15 protein-coding genes are annotated in these 16,385 nt (G+C 60.8%); 12 read left to right on the plus strand and 3 right to left on the minus strand.

Features of this window, described 5'->3' with window-relative positions:
* Nucleotides 1–164 precede the first annotated feature (164 nt).
* Entirely contained in the window at nt 165–1,658 is a 1,494-nt protein-coding gene (locus KGA96_RS26155; protein WP_056725206.1) for a CoA-acylating methylmalonate-semialdehyde dehydrogenase, read from the minus strand.
* A gap of 74 nt (nt 1,659–1,732) precedes the next feature.
* On the minus strand, nt 1,733–3,082 hold the full coding sequence (locus tag KGA96_RS26160; protein WP_046043735.1) for an aspartate aminotransferase family protein: 1,350 nt from the start codon (nt 3,080–3,082) through the stop codon (nt 1,733–1,735).
* Between the two features lie 139 nt (nt 3,083–3,221).
* Here KGA96_RS26160 and KGA96_RS26165 point away from each other — a divergent pair, with 139 nt between their 5' ends.
* The 6 genes from KGA96_RS26165 (at nt 3,222) to KGA96_RS26190 (ending at nt 9,644) form a co-directional block, all read left to right on the plus strand.
* Nucleotides 3,222–4,142: a LysR family transcriptional regulator gene (locus KGA96_RS26165; RefSeq protein ID WP_007971880.1), complete on the plus strand. Its 921-nt coding sequence runs from the start codon at nt 3,222–3,224 to the stop codon at nt 4,140–4,142.
* Between the two features lie 105 nt (nt 4,143–4,247).
* Complete coding sequence (locus KGA96_RS26170) at nt 4,248–4,898, plus strand: TetR/AcrR family transcriptional regulator (RefSeq protein WP_046043737.1); 651 nt, start codon at nt 4,248–4,250, stop codon at nt 4,896–4,898.
* Nucleotides 4,899–4,904: 6 nt separating this feature from the next.
* Nucleotides 4,905–5,486 carry an IMPACT family protein gene (locus KGA96_RS26175; protein WP_223460143.1) on the plus strand — a complete coding sequence of 194 codons (582 nt, stop codon included), beginning with the start codon at nt 4,905–4,907 and terminating at the stop codon, nt 5,484–5,486.
* Between the two features lie 548 nt (nt 5,487–6,034).
* On the plus strand, nt 6,035–7,600 hold the full coding sequence (locus KGA96_RS26180) for an ABC transporter ATP-binding protein (protein ID WP_223466401.1): 1,566 nt from the start codon (nt 6,035–6,037) through the stop codon (nt 7,598–7,600).
* An 11-nt stretch (nt 7,601–7,611) separates the two neighbouring features.
* Nucleotides 7,612–8,718, plus strand: a complete 1,107-nt coding sequence (locus KGA96_RS26185; RefSeq protein WP_046043742.1) for an ABC transporter permease — start codon at nt 7,612–7,614, stop codon at nt 8,716–8,718.
* A complete protein-coding gene (locus tag KGA96_RS26190) occupies nt 8,718–9,644 on the plus strand; it encodes an ABC transporter permease (RefSeq protein ID WP_046043743.1) in 927 nt (308 codons plus the stop codon). The genes KGA96_RS26185 and KGA96_RS26190 overlap by 1 nt, the downstream gene beginning before the upstream one ends.
* Before the next feature lie 62 nt (nt 9,645–9,706).
* On the opposite strand, the gene KGA96_RS26195 is transcribed toward KGA96_RS26190, so the two are convergent.
* The gene (locus tag KGA96_RS26195) at nt 9,707–10,147 is read right to left on the minus strand and encodes a hypothetical protein (protein WP_223515461.1); all 441 of its coding nucleotides are present in this window, start codon (nt 10,145–10,147) and stop codon (nt 9,707–9,709) included.
* An 81-nt stretch (nt 10,148–10,228) separates the two neighbouring features.
* Between KGA96_RS26195 and KGA96_RS26200 the strand changes: the two genes are divergently transcribed.
* The 6 genes from KGA96_RS26200 (at nt 10,229) to KGA96_RS26225 (ending at nt 16,289) form a co-directional block, all read left to right on the plus strand.
* Entirely contained in the window at nt 10,229–10,585 is a 357-nt protein-coding gene (locus KGA96_RS26200; RefSeq protein WP_150756635.1) for a MerR family transcriptional regulator, read from the plus strand.
* 19 nt (nt 10,586–10,604) lie between these two features.
* On the plus strand, nt 10,605–11,294 hold the full coding sequence (locus KGA96_RS26205) for an SDR family oxidoreductase (RefSeq protein ID WP_046043746.1): 690 nt from the start codon (nt 10,605–10,607) through the stop codon (nt 11,292–11,294).
* A 165-nt stretch (nt 11,295–11,459) separates the two neighbouring features.
* The gene (locus tag KGA96_RS26210; protein ID WP_046043747.1) at nt 11,460–12,818 is read left to right on the plus strand and encodes an 8-oxoguanine deaminase; all 1,359 of its coding nucleotides are present in this window, start codon (nt 11,460–11,462) and stop codon (nt 12,816–12,818) included.
* Nucleotides 12,819–13,147: 329 nt separating this feature from the next.
* Nucleotides 13,148–14,230 (plus strand): BMP family ABC transporter substrate-binding protein, encoded by a 1,083-nt coding sequence (locus tag KGA96_RS26215; RefSeq protein WP_046043748.1) that lies wholly within the window; start codon nt 13,148–13,150, stop codon nt 14,228–14,230.
* Nucleotides 14,231–14,287: 57 nt separating this feature from the next.
* A complete protein-coding gene (locus KGA96_RS26220; protein ID WP_223515464.1) occupies nt 14,288–15,253 on the plus strand; it encodes an isopenicillin N synthase family dioxygenase in 966 nt (321 codons plus the stop codon).
* Between the two features lie 82 nt (nt 15,254–15,335).
* Nucleotides 15,336–16,289, plus strand: coding sequence for an adenosine deaminase (locus tag KGA96_RS26225; protein WP_150727777.1), 954 nt, complete (start codon nt 15,336–15,338; stop codon nt 16,287–16,289).
* Nucleotides 16,290–16,385: the final 96 nt, after the last annotated feature.

The following is a 16,385-nucleotide window of genomic DNA, read 5'->3' on the forward strand; positions in this document are numbered from 1 at the left end:
CCTCTGGCTAACACTTCCCCTTGCCGGGTGTGTAGAGGACTTTCACCTCCAAGTCACCAGCGAGGCCACCACAGCCAAGCTGGTTGCGCTTACGCGCAACGCGCCATGCCTGGCGCACAAACAAAAAGGCCGACCCAATGGGTCGGCCTTCTGCGCCCTTCTACTTACAAGCTAGGGAAGGCGAACTGCGAAGCTTCATGGCTCGCACGCTGCGGCCAGCGCTGGGTGATGGCTTTGCGGCGGGTATAGAAACGCACGCCATCGGGGCCATAGGCGTGCAGGTCGCCAAACAGCGAACGCTTCCAGCCGCCAAAGCTGTGGTAAGCCACCGGTACCGGCAGCGGTACGTTGACACCAACCATGCCGACTTCGATCTCGTCGCAGAACAACCGCGCCGCTTCACCGTCACGGGTGAAGATGCAGGTGCCGTTGCCATATTCGTGATCGTTGATCAGTTGCATGGCTTCTTCCAGGCTGTTGACCCGAACAACGCACAGCACCGGCCCGAAGATCTCTTCTTTATAGATGCGCATTTCTGGTGTGACGTTGTCGAACAGGCAACCACCCAGGAAGAAGCCTTCCTCGTGACCAGCGACGGTCAGGCCACGGCCATCCACCACCAGTGTCGCGCCGGCAGCTACGCCGTCTTCTACATAACCGCTGACCTTGTCGCGCGCCTGGCCCGTCACCAGTGGGCCCATGTCCAGGCCGCAGTTGGTACCGGCACCGATTTTCAGCGCCTTGATTTGCGGAACCAGTTTGGCCACCAGGGCATCGGCCACCTGATCACCCACGCACACCGCTACCGAGATCGCCATGCAACGCTCGCCGCAAGAACCGTAGGCCGCGCCCATCAGTGCGCTGACGGCGTTGTCCAGGTCTGCATCCGGCATCAGCACCGCGTGGTTCTTCGCACCGCCCAGGGCCTGAACGCGTTTGCCGCGCTTGGTGCCTTCGGAATAGATGTATTCGGCAATCGGCGTCGAACCAACAAAACTCAGCGCTTTGACTTCCGGCGCTTCGATCAATGCGTCCACCGCAGTCTTGTCACCGTGCACCACGCTCAGTACGCCTTTAGGCAGACCAGCTTCCAGCAGCAACTGGGCGATCAGCAGCGTCGAGCTCGGGTCACGCTCGGATGGCTTGAGGATGAAGCAGTTGCCGCAGACGATCGCCAGCGGGTACATCCACAACGGCACCATGGCCGGGAAGTTGAACGGCGTGATACCGGCAACCACGCCCAGCGGCTGGAAGTCAGACCAGGCATCGATGTTCGGGCCGACGTTACGGCTGTACTCGCCCTTGAGGATTTCCGGAGCCGCGCAAGCGAATTCGACGTTCTCGATACCGCGCTTCAATTCACCGGCAGCATCTTCCAGGGTCTTGCCGTGCTCTTCGCTGATCAATTGCGAGATGCGAGCTTCGTTCTGCTCCAGCAGCTGCTTGAAGCGGAACATCACTTGGGCACGCTTGGCCGGTGGCGTGTTGCGCCAGGCCGGGAATGCAGCCTTGGCCGCGTCGATGGCGCTCTGGATGGTTTCGCGGGTCGCCAGTGGCAGCTTGTGGATAGCCTGACCGGTAGACGGGTTGAACACATCAACCGCGCGACCGTTCTCGGTCACCAGTTCGCCATTGATCAAATGCGGAATAACGCTCATGGAAGCTCCTGAAAAGTTGTCCACAGGCGCTCGCTTCGGAGCACCTGTTGTTTGTAGGTATATAGAAGGAGAAATCAGTCGATCTTGCTCAGCACTTCGCCGACCGCGTCGAACAGACGATCCAGGTCCTGCGGCTTGCTGTTGAAGGTTGGGCCGAACTGCAGGGTGTCGCCGCCGAAGCGTACGTAGAACCCGGCTTTCCACAGCGCCATGCCGGCTTCGAACGGACGCACGATGGCGTCGCCATCACGAGGGGCGATCTGGATCGCGCCGGCCAGGCCGAAGTTGCGGATGTCGATGATGTTCTTGGTGCCTTTGAGGCCGTGCAGCGCATTTTCGAAATGCGGTGCGACTTCGGCCACGCTCTGTACCAGGTTTTCCTTTTGCAGCAGGTCGAGTGCGGCAAGACCCGCGGCGCAAGCCACCGGGTGTGCGGAATAGGTATAGCCGTGGGGGAATTCAACCGCGTATTCAGGCGTCGGCTGATTCATGAAGGTCTGGTAGATCTCGGAGCTGGCAATCACCGCGCCCATCGGGATCGCACCGTTGGTGACTTGCTTGGCGATGCACATCAGGTCCGGGGTCACGCCGAAGGTGGTGGCGCCGAACATGGTGCCGGTACGGCCGAAACCGGTGATCACTTCGTCGAACACCAGCAGGATGTTGTGCTGGTCGCAGATTTCACGCAGACGCTTGAGGTAACCCTGAGGTGGAACCAGCACGCCAGCGGAACCGGCCAATGGCTCGACGAAGACCGCCGCGATGTTCGACGCATCGTGCAGCTCGATCAGCTTCAGCAGTTCGTCAGCCAGGGCGATACCACCCTGCTCCGGCATGCCACGGGAGTAAGCGTTGCTTGCCAGCAAGGTGTGCGGCAGGTGGTCAACGTCCATCATCGCCTGACCGAACAGCTTGCGGTTGCCGTTCACGCCACCGAGGCTGGTGCCGGCGATGTTCACACCGTGGTAACCACGGGCACGGCCGATCATCTTGGTCTTGGTCGACTGGCCTTTCAGACGCCAGTAAGCACGGACCATCTTCACAGCGGTGTCAGCGCACTCGGAGCCCGAGTCGGTGAAGAACACGTGGTTCAGGGTGCCCGGGGTCAGGTCGGTGATTTTTTCAGCCAGTTGGAACGACAGCGGATGACCGTACTGGAAGGCTGGCGAGTAATCGAGGGTACCCAGCTGCTTGGCGACCGCTTCCTGGATTTCCTTGCGGGTGTGCCCGGCGCCACAGGTCCACAGACCGGACAGCGAGTCATATACCTTGCGACCCTTGTCGTCGATCAGCCAGCTGCCTTCGGCGCCAACGATCAGCCGTGGGTCGCGCTGGAAGTTGCGGTTGGCGGTGTAAGGCATCCAGTGAGCATCGAGCTTGAGCTGGCTGGCCAGGGAAGTCGGGGCGTTTTCAGGCAAGTTCATGGGCGAAACCTCGCAAGGCAATAAGCGGCGTAAGGATTGAAAACCGTTGTTGCAGCTAAATTGCCACGGAGATAAAGTCGGTGAAATGCAACTCTTCTAATGTTCAGTCAGCCATTTACTAAACTTTTGAGTAACCCGCATGAGCACTCGCCGTCCCGATCCGCTGGCCCAGGTCAGCGACTTTGATATCCGCCTGCTGAGGATTTTCCGCAGCGTGGTGGAATGCGGCGGCTTCTCCGCGGCGGAAACCGTGCTGGGCATCGGTCGCTCGGCGATCAGCCAGCAGATGAGCGATCTGGAGCAGCGCCTCGGCCTGCGCCTGTGCCAACGGGGACGTGCCGGGTTTTCCCTGACCGAAGAAGGCCGCGAGGTCTATCAATCGGCGTTGCAACTATTGAGTGCGTTGGAAAGCTTCCGCACCGAGGTAAACGGACTGCACCAGCACTTGCGTGGCGAATTGATCATTGGCTTGACGGACAACCTGGTCACCCTGCCCCACATGCGCATCACCCATGCCCTCGCACAATTGAAAGAACGCGGCCCGGACGTGCAGATCCAGATCCGCATGATCGCGCCCAATGAAGTCGAACAAGGCGTGCTCGACGGTCGCCTGCACGTTGGCGTGGTACCGCAGGCCAGCGCATTGTCGGGGCTGGAGTATCAACCGCTGTATAGCGAGCGTTCGCTGTTGTACTGCGCGGTCGGCCATCCGCTGTTTTATGTCGACGACAAGCAGCTGGACGACGAACGCCTGAACAGTCAGGACGCCATCGCGCCCACCTTCCGTTTGCCAGCGGAGATCCAGGCTCACTATCAAGCGCTCAATTGCACCGCCAGTGCCTCGGACCGCGAAGGCATGGCGTTCCTGATCCTGACCGGTCGCTATATCGGTTACCTGCCGGATCACTACGCGAGTCTTTGGGTGCAGCAGGGCCGGTTGCGCGCGTTGAAAGCCAAAACGCGTTTCTATGACCTGAGCCTGGCGTCGGTCACCCGCAAGGGGCGTCGACCCCATCTGGTGCTGGAGAGTTTTCTCGAGAGTCTCGCGGCGACGCGTTGAAAACTGTGGGGCGGGGTAGAGTTTTATTGTATGAGGCCTTGTCTGAAGCCGGTGGGTGCGCTATCAACGCACTGGCCGCACCCTCTCATCTTCTCGGAAGTGCCTATGACCTTTGAAGTCCCTGCCCACGGCGGAAAACCCGTCAGCCGCATTCGTCAGAAAAACGAAGAGACCATCATCAAAGCCGCCGAAGACGAGTTCGCCCGTCACGGGTACAAAGGCACGAGCATGAACACCATCGCCCTGAATGCCGGGCTGCCCAAGGCGAACCTGCATTACTACTTCACCAACAAGCTCGGTTTGTACGTGGCGGTGCTGAGCAACATCATCGAGTTGTGGGACAGCACCTTCAACACCCTCACCGCCGAGGATGACCCGACCGAAGCGTTGACCCGCTACATTCGCGCGAAAATGGAGTTCTCCCGACGCCAGCCGCAAGCCTCGAGGATTTTTGCCATGGAAGTCATCAGCGGCGGCGAATGCCTGACCGAGTACTTCAACCAGGATTATCGCGCCTGGTTCCAAGGCCGCGCGGGCGTGTTCCAGACGTGGATCGACGCCGGTAAAATGGACCCGGTCGATCCGGTTCACCTGATCTTCCTGTTGTGGGGCAGCACCCAGCACTACGCCGACTTCGCCACGCAGATCTGCCGCGTCACCGGGCGCACCAGGTTGACCAAACAGGACATGGAAGACGCCGGGGACAACCTGATCCGCATCATTCTCAAGGGCTGCGGCCTGAAACCTGCCATCTAAGCACTTATGCCATTTACCCTCAGCGGTTTTTGCGAATACCGCGAAGAGATTCGCAAGAGCCGCTTCATTACCTTCGCCGCGCCGATCTCCAGCCCGGCCGAGGCCCAGGCGTTCATTGAACAGCACAGTGACTTGAATGCCTCGCACAACTGCTGGGCCTGGAAGCTCGGCGATCAGTATCGCAGCACCGATGATGGCGAGCCCGGCGGTACGGCCGGCAGGCCGATTCTGGCGGCGATAGAGGCGCAGGATTGCGATCAGGTCGCGGTACTGGTGATTCGCTGGTATGGCGGCATCCAACTGGGCACCGGGGGGCTCGCCCGGGCCTATGGCGGGGGTGCAAACAAATGCCTGCAAGCGGCGCCGAAGATCGAGCTGATCAGCCGGGTGCCGCTGCGTTGCGCTTGTGGATTTGCCGAGTTGGCCCTGGTCAAGCTGCGAGTGGCGGAGGCTGGTGGATTGGTTGTGGATGAAAGCTTCACCGCTAATGGTGTCGAGTTGCAGTTGGCCGTGGGCGATGCGCAGATCGACACCTTGCAGTCACAACTGGCCGATTTGAGTCGCGGACGTATTTTGTTGCAGCGCTAAAAGCGCTTCAGCACAGGCTGCGATCTTTTGGGGCACGCCGATTTTTCACTTATTCCATATTTGCCCACATCTGCTGTGCACCCGCCTGTGGATAACCTGAGCACATACCGCTGTAACCCTTGTGTCATACGGCTTTGCGGACTTTGCTCAATTTTCGTCCAATCTGCCATCAAGCACATCAAATTCAAATAAAAACAAACAGTTACAACGGTTTATCGCCTTTAGAAGAAAGCCACTCAGTGCTTATGCCCGTGCTTTGAGCTTGCACACAAATACTGTGGAGCAATCTGTGGATAACCCGTTCATGGCCGTCTCGGCGCCCTGCACGGTATGGCTTGTGGTCGATTGCTCATTTTTTGAGCAAAAGCGCGCGAGCAAAATCGGGGCTTGAACTGCGCCATTGCCCCCATGTGGTGCCGGGCTCTGCCTGGCACATCTGAAAGCTGCGTACTCAACGCCTCTGGTCGCAGGACTTCGAGGTTTTCCTGACCTAGTGGCCAGAAAATTGCTTTATCCACAGGCACAAGTCCAACAGCACTGAGCCTGTCATGCCCAATCACGCTCCAATCCCCGATCCGGTTCCGCGCCTGCAGTTGCGCAGAATCAGCAAACGCTACCCCGGTTGCCTGGCCAACGATGCCATCGACCTGTCCATTGCCCCTGGCGAGATCCATGCCCTGCTCGGCGAAAACGGCGCGGGCAAAAGCACGCTGATGAAGATCATCTACGGCGTCACCCATGCCGATTCCGGCGAGGTGATCTGGCAAGGTCAGCGGGTGAGCCTGCGCAACCCGGCCCAGGCCCGAGGTTTGGGAATCGGCATGGTGTTCCAGCATTTCTCGCTGTTCGAAACCCTGAGCGTGGCGCAGAACATCGCCCTGGCCATGGGTGCGGCGGCAGGCACACCCAAACAGCTTGAGCCGAAGATTCGCGAGGTGTCCCGGCGCTATGGCATGGCGCTGGAACCGGAGCGACTTGTCCACAGCCTGTCGATCGGTGAACGGCAGCGGGTGGAAATCATCCGTTGCCTGATGCAGGACATCCGCCTGTTGATTCTCGATGAACCGACTTCGGTGCTGACGCCGCAGGAGGCCGACGACTTGTTCGCCACCCTGCGCCGGCTCGCCGCCGAAGGCTGCAGCATTTTGTTCATCAGCCACAAGCTTGGGGAAGTGCGTGCGTTGTGCCACAGCGCAACGGTTTTACGAGGCGGTCGGGTGGCCGGGCATTGCGTGCCGGCCGAATGTTCGGATCAGCAACTGGCGCGCTTGATGGTCGGTGAAGCGGCGGAGTTGATCGCAGACTATCCGAAGGTTACTGGAGGTGATGCATTCCTTGATGTCCGTGGCTTGTCCTGGCACAACCCGGACCCGTTCGGCTGCTCGCTTGCCAACATCGACCTTGAAGTGCGCCGTGGTGAAATTGTCGGCATCGCCGGTGTCGCCGGCAATGGCCAGGATGAGTTGCTGGCCTTGCTCAGCGGTGAAGCGCTGCTGCCCCGCAACGCCAGCGCGACGATCCGATTTGGCCAGGAGCCAGTCGCCCATTTGCGTCCCGACGCACGCCGCCAACTCGGCTTGGCGTTCGTTCCCGCCGAACGCCTGGGCCATGGTGCGGTGCCGGAGTTGAGCCTGGCGGACAACGCGTTGCTGACAGCGTTCCAGCAAGGCTTGGTGAGTAACGGCCTGATCCAGCGCGGCAACGTCGAAGCACTGGCCGAGGAAATTATCCGCCGTTTCGGGGTCAAGACACCCGATAGCCAGTCGCCGGCCCGCAGCCTGTCCGGGGGCAATTTGCAAAAATTCATCCTCGGCCGGGAAATCCTTCAGCGACCGAAACTACTGGTCGCCGCACACCCGACCTGGGGCGTGGACGTCGGCGCGGCCGCCACCATTCACCGCGCCTTGATTGCCTTGCGCGATGCCGGCGCGGCGATCCTGGTGATTTCCGAAGACCTCGACGAACTGTTCCAGATCAGCGACCGCCTCGGCGCCTTGTGTGGCGGTCGGCTGTCCGCGCTCCACGCCACCGTCGACACGCGCCTGAGCGATGTCGGCGGCTGGATGGCCGGCCAGTTCGGTGCCCCTCAATCACTCGCATCCGCCTCGCGTTAACGGAGTGTCACATGCTGCTTTCTCTTGAACCCCGCGGCCAGCAATCGCGCCTGATGCTGTGGTGCTCGCCGTTGCTGGCGGCTGCACTGACCCTGGGCTGTGGATCGCTGTTATTTATCGCGCTCGGGCATGACCCGCTGCTGACCTTGCACACCTTGCTGATCGCGCCGGTCAGCGACCTGTACGGCGTCTCCGAATTGTTGGTCAAGGCCCTGCCGATTCTGCTCTGCGCATTGGGCCTGGCCGTCGCCTATCAGGCGCGCATCTGGAACATCGGTGCCGAAGGTCAACTGCTGCTCGGCGCGTTGGCCGGCAGTGCGCTGGCGGTGAACATCATCGAGATGCAAAGCCGCTGGGCGCTGGTACTGATCCTGCTCACCGGCACCTTGGCCGGAGCAGCATGGGCCGGGCTGACGGCGTGGTTGCGCACGCGCTTCAACGCCAATGAGATCCTCACCAGCATCATGCTCAATTACATCGCCCTGAACCTTTTGCTGTATTGCGTGCACGGTCCACTGAAAGATCCGGAAGGTTTCAATTTCCCCCAATCGGCGATGTTCGGCGACGCCAGCCGCTTGCCGTTGCTGATGGAAGATGGCCGGGTCCACGCCGGGGTTTACTTCGCCCTGCTCGCGTTGGTGACCGTGTGGGTGCTGTTGCAGAAAAGCTTTGTCGGATTCCAGATCAAGGTGCTCGGGCTGGACAAGCGTGCCGCCGGTTTCGTCGGCTTTCGCGAGAAGCGCCTGATCTGGCTCGCGCTGTTGATCAGCGGCGGCCTGGCAGGGCTTGCCGGTGTGTGCGAAGTCACCGGCCCCATCGGCCAGCTGGTGCCGCAGGTCTCGCCGGGCTACGGCTATGCGGCGATCACCGTGGCATTTCTCGGCCGCCTGAATCCTGTCGGCATCCTGTTTTCCAGCCTGTTGATGGCACTGCTGTACATCGGCGGCGAAAGCGCACAAATGAGCCTGAACCTGCCGCAAGCGATCACCCAATTGTTCCAGGGCATGATGCTGTTTTTCCTGCTGGCCAGCGATGTACTGATCCTCTACCGACCGCGCTTGAACCTGCGCTGGACCCGCCGCGCCCAAACCACCACCGTACAAGCAGGAGCGCTGTGATGGATATCGATCTGCTGAGCAATATTTTCTACGCCATGGTCCGCTGCGGTACGCCGTTGCTGTTGGTGGCGCTGGGGGAACTGATCTGCGAGAAAAGCGGCGTCCTCAACCTCGGCCAGGAAGGCATGATGCTGTTTGGTGCTGTGATCGGTTTCATCGTCGCGTTCAACACCGGCCACCTGTGGCTCGGCGTGTTGTTGGCGATGCTCGCCGGGATGCTGCTGTCGTCGCTGTTTGCCCTGGTGGCGCTGGTGTTCAACGCCAATCAGGTGGCCACCGGTCTGGCCCTGACGATTTTCGGCGTGGGCCTGTCGACCTTCGTCGGTGCGGCGTGGGTCGGCAAGCCGCTGGCGGGGTTCGAGCCGATGGCGATTGCGTATTTGAGCGAGATCCCGCTGATCGGGCGAATGCTGTTTGCCCAGGACCTGTTGGTGTATCTGTCGTTCGCGCTATTTGCGCTTGTGGCTTGGGTGATTCTGAAAAGCCGCGTCGGGCTGATCATCCAGGCGGTCGGGGAAAACCCGGATGCGGCCAGCGCCATGGGCTTGCCGGTGTTGGTGGTGCGCACGCTGGCAGTGTTGTTCGGCGGTGCGATGGCCGGGTTGGCCGGGGCTTATCTGTCCCTGGCGTACACACCGATGTGGGCGGAGAACATGAGCGCCGGGCGCGGCTGGATTGCCCTGGCGCTCGTGGTGTTCGCCAGTTGGCGGGTGTGGCGCCTGCTGCTCGGCGCGTACCTGTTCGGGCTCGCCAGCATCCTGCACCTGGTGGCGCAGGGGTTGGGGCTGGCGATTCCGTCGAGTCTGCTGGCGATGCTGCCGTATGTCGCGACCATTGTGGTGCTGGTGCTGCTGTCACGGGATGCGCTGCGGACACGGTTGTACGCGCCGGTTTCGTTGGGGCAGCCGTGGCAGGCTGGGCATTAGTGGTTGTTTGGGCGGGCCTCTTCGCGAGCAAGCTCGCTCCCACATAACCGTGTCCGCCGCAATTAATGTGTCTGGCGCAGACCCTGTGGGAGCGAGCCTGCTCGCGAAAGCGTCCGAACAGGCAACACCTGAACCACGCCCCACGCCAATTCAAACACCAGGAAAACCACCAGCAACGAACTCGCGCCATGAACCAGGGCATATGCCTGCCAGGCCGAGAACAGGAACCTGGCCACGGCGTCATACCGCCCATAAACCTGCTGCGGATCACGAATCCGCAGCACCGCCCATACGCAGACAATCGAGCCCAACAAATTCGCCATCAACATGTGCACCGGTTCGAACGGTGGCAGCTCGCCGGGCAAACTCAACGCCTGACTCACTCCCGTCAAAACCCCATGCAACGCCGCAAAACTCCACGGTGTGACAAACGCGACCGTCACGATCAGGTCGTACCAGGCACTGCCTTGCACCAACCGGCGATATTGCGTTGAAGTCCACATCGACATTGCTCCATCAATTCAGGGAGCAACAAGGCTAAAGCCTGGAGTATGCTCCAGGGTCAAGCCCCTCGAGACGTCATGATGCGTATCGGTGAATTAGCCCAGGCCAGCGCCGTCAGCCGCGACACGCTGCGCTTTTACGAGCAGCGCGGGTTGATTGCGGCGCAACGCAGTGCCAACGGCTATCGCGACTATCCGCCAGACATGGTGCAACTGGTGCAATACATCAAGACCGCTCAACGACTGGGCTTTACCCTCGGCGAGATCGGCAACAGCGTGGCTACAATCTGGCAATCGCCCGATCCGGACAGCGCCGTCACGCAACTGCTGCAAGACAAACTCAAACTGATCGAAGCCCGCATGGCCGAACTCGGCGCGCTGCGCGACGAGTTGCAACAACGGCTCGGGCAACAGTGTCCATTGAATCCACGACTCTGAATTTTCAAGGAAGCCACTCATGTCCAAGGCAAAAACCGCACTCATCATCGGCGCCTCCCGGGGGCTTGGCCTCGGGCTGGTGAAAACCCTGCTGGCCGATGGCTGGCAAGTCACCGCCACCGTACGCGACCCGCAAAAAGCCGAAGCCCTGCAGGCCCTGGGCGATGTGCGGATCGAAAAGCTCGACATGGACGATCAGCCGGCGGTGTCAGCCCTGAGCCAACAACTCAAGGGCGATGTGTTTGACCTGTTGTTCGTCAATGCCGGGGTCAAGGGGCCGGAAGTCCAGACGCCGAACGGCGGCGCGACAATGGCCGAAGTCGGCCAGTTGTTTTTCACCAACGCCGTGGCGCCGATCAACCTGGCCCAGCGTTTTGTCGAGCAACTGCGCCCGGACACCGGCGTGCTGGCCTTCATGAGTTCGGTGCTGGGCAGCGTGACCATGCCCGATGCGCCGGAGCTGGCACTGTACAAAGCCAGCAAGGCGGCGCTGAATTCCATGACCAACAGCTTCGTCACTCAGTTGGGCGAAACCAGTCTCACCGTGCTGTCGCTGCACCCGGGCTGGGTGAAAACCGACATGGGGGGTGAAGGCGCGGACATCGACGTGGAAACCAGCACCCGTGGCCTGGTCGATCAGGTGAATGCGTATGTCGGCAAGGGCGGGCATCACTTCATCAATTACCGGGGCGAAACCATTCCCTGGTAATCACCGCCGCCCACAGGGGGGGGTGTTGTCCTGTCGGGTTGGGCTTGCCCGCCAGAGCGTTTTGATCGACACTTCGCACCTCGCCTCCCCGGCGAACCTGGATCAGCAGACAGGGCAACACTGAGCTGGCAACCCTGAACCCAACTTTCAGAGGAGCCGGCCAACATGCCTGCGACCCGTACCTGGTTAAAAAATCCCCTCGCCATTTTCACCTCCAACGGTCTCGATGCCCGTGGCGGCCTGGTGCTGCAAGACGGTTTGATCGTCGAAGTACTCGGTGCCGGTCAACAACCGTCCGCGCCGTGCAATGAAGTGTTCGATGCCCGCGAGCATGTGATCCTGCCGGGCCTGATCAACACCCATCACCACTTCTATCAAACCCTGACCCGCGCCTGGGCGCCGGTGGTCAATCAGCCGCTGTTCCCATGGCTGAAAACCCTGTACCCGGTCTGGGCACGCCTGACCCCGGAAAAACTCGCCCTCGCCACCAAAGTCGCGCTGGCTGAGTTGCTGTTGTCCGGTTGCACCACCGCGGCTGACCATCACTACCTTTTCCCGGAAGGTCTGGAAAACGCGATCGACGTGCAGGTCGAGAGCGTTCGTGAACTGGGCATGCGCGCCATGCTGACCCGCGGTTCCATGAGCCTCGGTGAAAAGGACGGTGGCCTGCCACCGCAACAGACCGTACAGGAAGGCGAAGTGATCCTCGCCGACAGCCAGCGCCTGATCGCCGAGTACCACGAACGCGGTGACGGCGCGCAAATCCAGATCGCCCTGGCACCCTGCTCGCCGTTCTCGGTGACCCCGGAAATCATGTCGGCCAGCGCCGAACTGGCGAACAAACTCGACGTGCGCCTGCACACCCACCTGGCAGAAACCCTCGACGAAGAAGATTTCTGCCTGCAACGCTTCGGCCTGCGCACCGTGGACTATCTGGACAGTGTCGGCTGGCTCGGCCCGCGTACCTGGCTGGCCCATGGCATCCATTTCAACCCGGACGAAATCGCCCGCCTCGGCGCCGCCGGCACCGGCATTTGCCATTGCCCGAGTTCGAACATGCGCCTGGCCTCGGGCATCTGCCCGAGCATCGATTTGACCGATGCCGGTGCCCTGCTTGGTTTAGGCGTGGACGGTTCGGCGTCCAACGATGCCTCGAACATGATGCTCGAAGCGCGTCAGGCGTTGTACATCCAGCGTCTGCGTTACGGCGCCGAGAAGATCACTCCGGAACGCGTGTTGGGCTGGGCGACCAAGGGTTCGGCGAGCCTGCTGGGCCGTACCGATATCGGCGAGTTGGCGGTGGGCAAGCAGGCTGACCTGGCGATGTTCAAGCTCGATGAACTGCGTTTCTCCGGCAGCCATGATCCGGTCTCGGCGTTGCTGCTGTGTGGCGCTGATCGCGCGGATCGAGTGATGGTCGGCGGCAAGTGGCGGGTGATCGATGGGCAGGTCGAAGGGCTGGATCTGAAAGGGTTGATTGCTGATCACAGCCAGGCGGCGCGGCAGCTGATCGCCGGGACCTGATACAACACCGATTAAAACTGTGGGAGCGAGCCTGCTCGCGATGGCGGTATTTCAGTCACTGACGATGTCGACTGACACTCCGCCTTCGCGAGCAGGTTCGCTCCCACATTGGTTTTGTGGAGGGTCAAGGCCATCTGGCTTGGCGCACCAGTGGATGGCAGCTGTGCAAGGACATGCACTGTTATCGGACTTCAAGGACCTGTCGCGAGCCTGCTCGCGATAGCATCACCGCGGATTCATGTTTTGTTGTCTTGTTGGTCAGCAATTTGCATTGCCCTGTGCAAGCCAGAGAGCCCAGCCAACCTCACAACAAAATGGAGTTCCAATTCATGCACAAACGTCCGTTGAAGAAGCTGCTTTGCGCCGTTGCGGCAGCCATCGGTTTGAGCGCCAGCCTGACCGCCGCAGCCGCCGATCCGCTGAAAGTCGGCTTCGTCTATATCGGTCCGATCGGTGACCACGGCTGGACGTATCAGCATGAACAGGGGCGCAAGGAACTCGCGGAAAAATTCGGCTCGCAGATCACCACCAACTACGTGGAAAACGTCGCCGAAGGTGCCGACGCCGAGCGGGTGATCCGCAATATGGCCAAGGACAAGTACGACCTGATCTTCACCACCTCCTTCGGCTACATGAACCCGACCGTGAAAGTCGCCAAACAGTTTCCCAAGGTGACCTTCGAACACGCCACCGGCTACAAGCAGGACAAGAACCTAGGCACTTACCTGGCGCGCACTTACGAAGGTCGCTACGTCGGCGGCTTCCTCGCGGCGAAGATGACCAAGACCAAGAAAATCGGCTACGTCGCTTCGTTCCCGATCCCGGAAGTCATCCGCGACATCAACGCCATCCAGTTGGCCCTGAACAAGTACAACCCCGGCACCGAGATCAAGGTGGTGTGGGTCAACTCGTGGTTCGATCCTGGCAAGGAAGCGGACGCCGCCAACGCGCTGATCGACCAGGGCGTGGACGTGGTGTTCCAGCACACCGACAGCCCCGCGCCGATCCAGGCCGCCGAACGTCGCGGCGTGTATGCCGTGGGCTACGCTTCGGACATGGCGCACTTCGGGCCGAAAGCGGTACTGACCTCCATCGTCAACGATTGGGGCCCGCACTACGTCCAGGCAACCCAGAGCGTGATCGACCATGACTGGAAACCCCAGGACTACTGGGGCGGTTTGAAGGAAGGCACCGTTGAGCTGCCGATCAGCGACCTGGTGCCGGCGACGGTGAAGAGCGAAGCCGAGCAACTCATCGCCGACATCAAGAGCGGTGCGCTGCAACTGTTCACCGGGCCGATCAAGGATCAGGCCGGGATCGAGAAAATCCCGGCGGGTGTGAGCGCGACCACGGCGGAACTGGCGTCGATGAATTACTACGTGGAAGGCATGAAGGCCGAGATTCCGAAGTAAATTTTCAGCCACAGCACAACTCCCACATTGGATCTTCAGCGTTCTTAAGGATTGCGCATGAATAGCCTTCCGATCATCGACATCACACCGCTCTACAGTGACGCCCCATCCGCCTGGCCAGCCGTGGCCGCACAAATCGACCTCGCCTGCCGCGAGTGGGGTTTCTTCTACATCAAGGGCCATCCGATTTCAGCGGCTCGCATCGACGCCCTGCTTGATCACGCCAAGCGTTTCTTCGCCCAACCCACCGTCGAAAAACTCAAGATCGACATCACCCAGACCCGTCACCATCGCGGCTACGGCGCCATTGCCACCGAGCAGTTAGACCCAAGCAAGCCCAGCGACCTCAAGGAAACCTTTGACATGGGCCTGCACCTGCCGGCCGGGCACCCTGACGTACTGGCGGAAAAACCCTTGCGCGGCCCCAATCGCCATCCGTCCATGCCCGGCTGGGAGGCATTGATGGAGCAGCACTACGTCGACATGCAAGCCCTCGCGCAAACGCTGTTGCGGGCAATGACCATCGCGCTGGGGATTGAGCGCGACTTCTTCGACACACGCTTCAATGACCCGGTCAGCGTGCTGCGGATGATTCATTACCCGCCGCGCCACACCGCCAGCTCCGAAGATCAGCAAGGTGCCGGGGCGCACACCGACTACGGTTGCATCACCCTGCTCTATCAGGACGCCGCCGGTGGCTTGCAGGTCCGCAACGTCAAAGGCGAATGGATCGACGCGCCGCCGATCGAAGGTACGTTCGTGGTCAACCTGGGCGACATGATGGCGCGCTGGAGCAACGACCGTTACCTGTCGACGCCGCACCGGGTGATCAGCCCGCTCGGTGTGGATCGTTATTCGATGCCGTTCTTCGCCGAGCCGCACCCGGACACCCGCATCGAATGCCTGCCCGGTTGTCAGGATGCATTGCACCCGGCGAAATACCCGGCCACCACCTGCGCCGAGTTCCTGCTCTCGCGCTTCGCCGATACCTACGCTTATCGACGGGAACTGGAAACGGTGTGATGAACCGCCTGGTCAGGTTTTACCAATTGTTGCGGCAACCCTCTGTAGAATGGCGACCATTGCACCTGATGAGAAAAGAATTATGTACGACTGGCTGAACGCCCTGCCCAAGGCAGAATTGCACCTGCACCTGGAAGGCTCGCTGGAACCCGAGCTGTTGTTCGCCCTGGCCGAGCGCAACAAGATTGCCTTGCCATGGAACGACGTCGAAACCTTGCGCAAGGCGTATGCCTTCAACAACCTGCAGGAGTTCCTCGACCTGTATTACCGGGGTGCCGATGTGCTGCGCACGTCCCAGGATTTCTATGACCTGACCTGGGCGTACCTGCTGCGCTGCAAAGAGCAGAACGTGATTCACACCGAACCGTTCTTCGACCCGCAGACCCACACCGACCGTGGCATCCCGTTCGAAGTGGTGCTCAACGGCATCGCAGCCGCGCTGAAGGATGGCGAGCAGCAACTGGGCATCACCAGTGGTTTGATCCTGAGCTTCCTGCGCCATCTGAGCGAAGACCAAGCGCAGAAAACCCTCGACCAGGCGCTGCCGTTCCGCGATGCGTTCGTCGCCGTGGGCCTGGACAGCTCCGAGATGGGCCACCCGCCAAGCAAGTTCCAGCGCGTGTTCGACCGCGCCCGTCACGAAGGCTTCCTGACCGTCGCCCACGCCGGCGAAGAAGGCCCGCCCGAGTACATCTGGGAAGCCATCGACCTGCTGAAGATCCAGCGCATCGATCATGGCGTGCGGGCCATCGAAGACGAGCGCCTGATGCAGCGAATCATCGACGAGCAGATCCCGCTGACCGTGTGCCCGTTGTCGAACACCAAGCTTTGCGTGTTCGATCACATGTCGCAGCACAACATTCTCGACATGCTGGAGCGCGGTGTGAAAGTGACCGTGAACTCCGATGACCCGGCGTACTTCGGCGGTTATGTCACCGAGAACTTCCATGCGCTGCACACCCACCTGGGCATGACCCAGGATCAGGCAAAGCGCCTGGCGCAGAACAGTCTCGATGCGCGGTTGGTGAAGCCGTAAAGGCAAAGGCAAACCCTTGCAGGAGCTGGCTTGCCAGCGATAAGGCCATCACCTCCAGTATTGATGCTGGATGAGAGGCCGCCATCGCCGGCAAGC

The sequence above is a fragment of the Pseudomonas sp. GL-R-26 genome (assembly GCF_019947365.1).
GTDB lineage: Bacteria > Pseudomonadota > Gammaproteobacteria > Pseudomonadales > Pseudomonadaceae > Aquipseudomonas.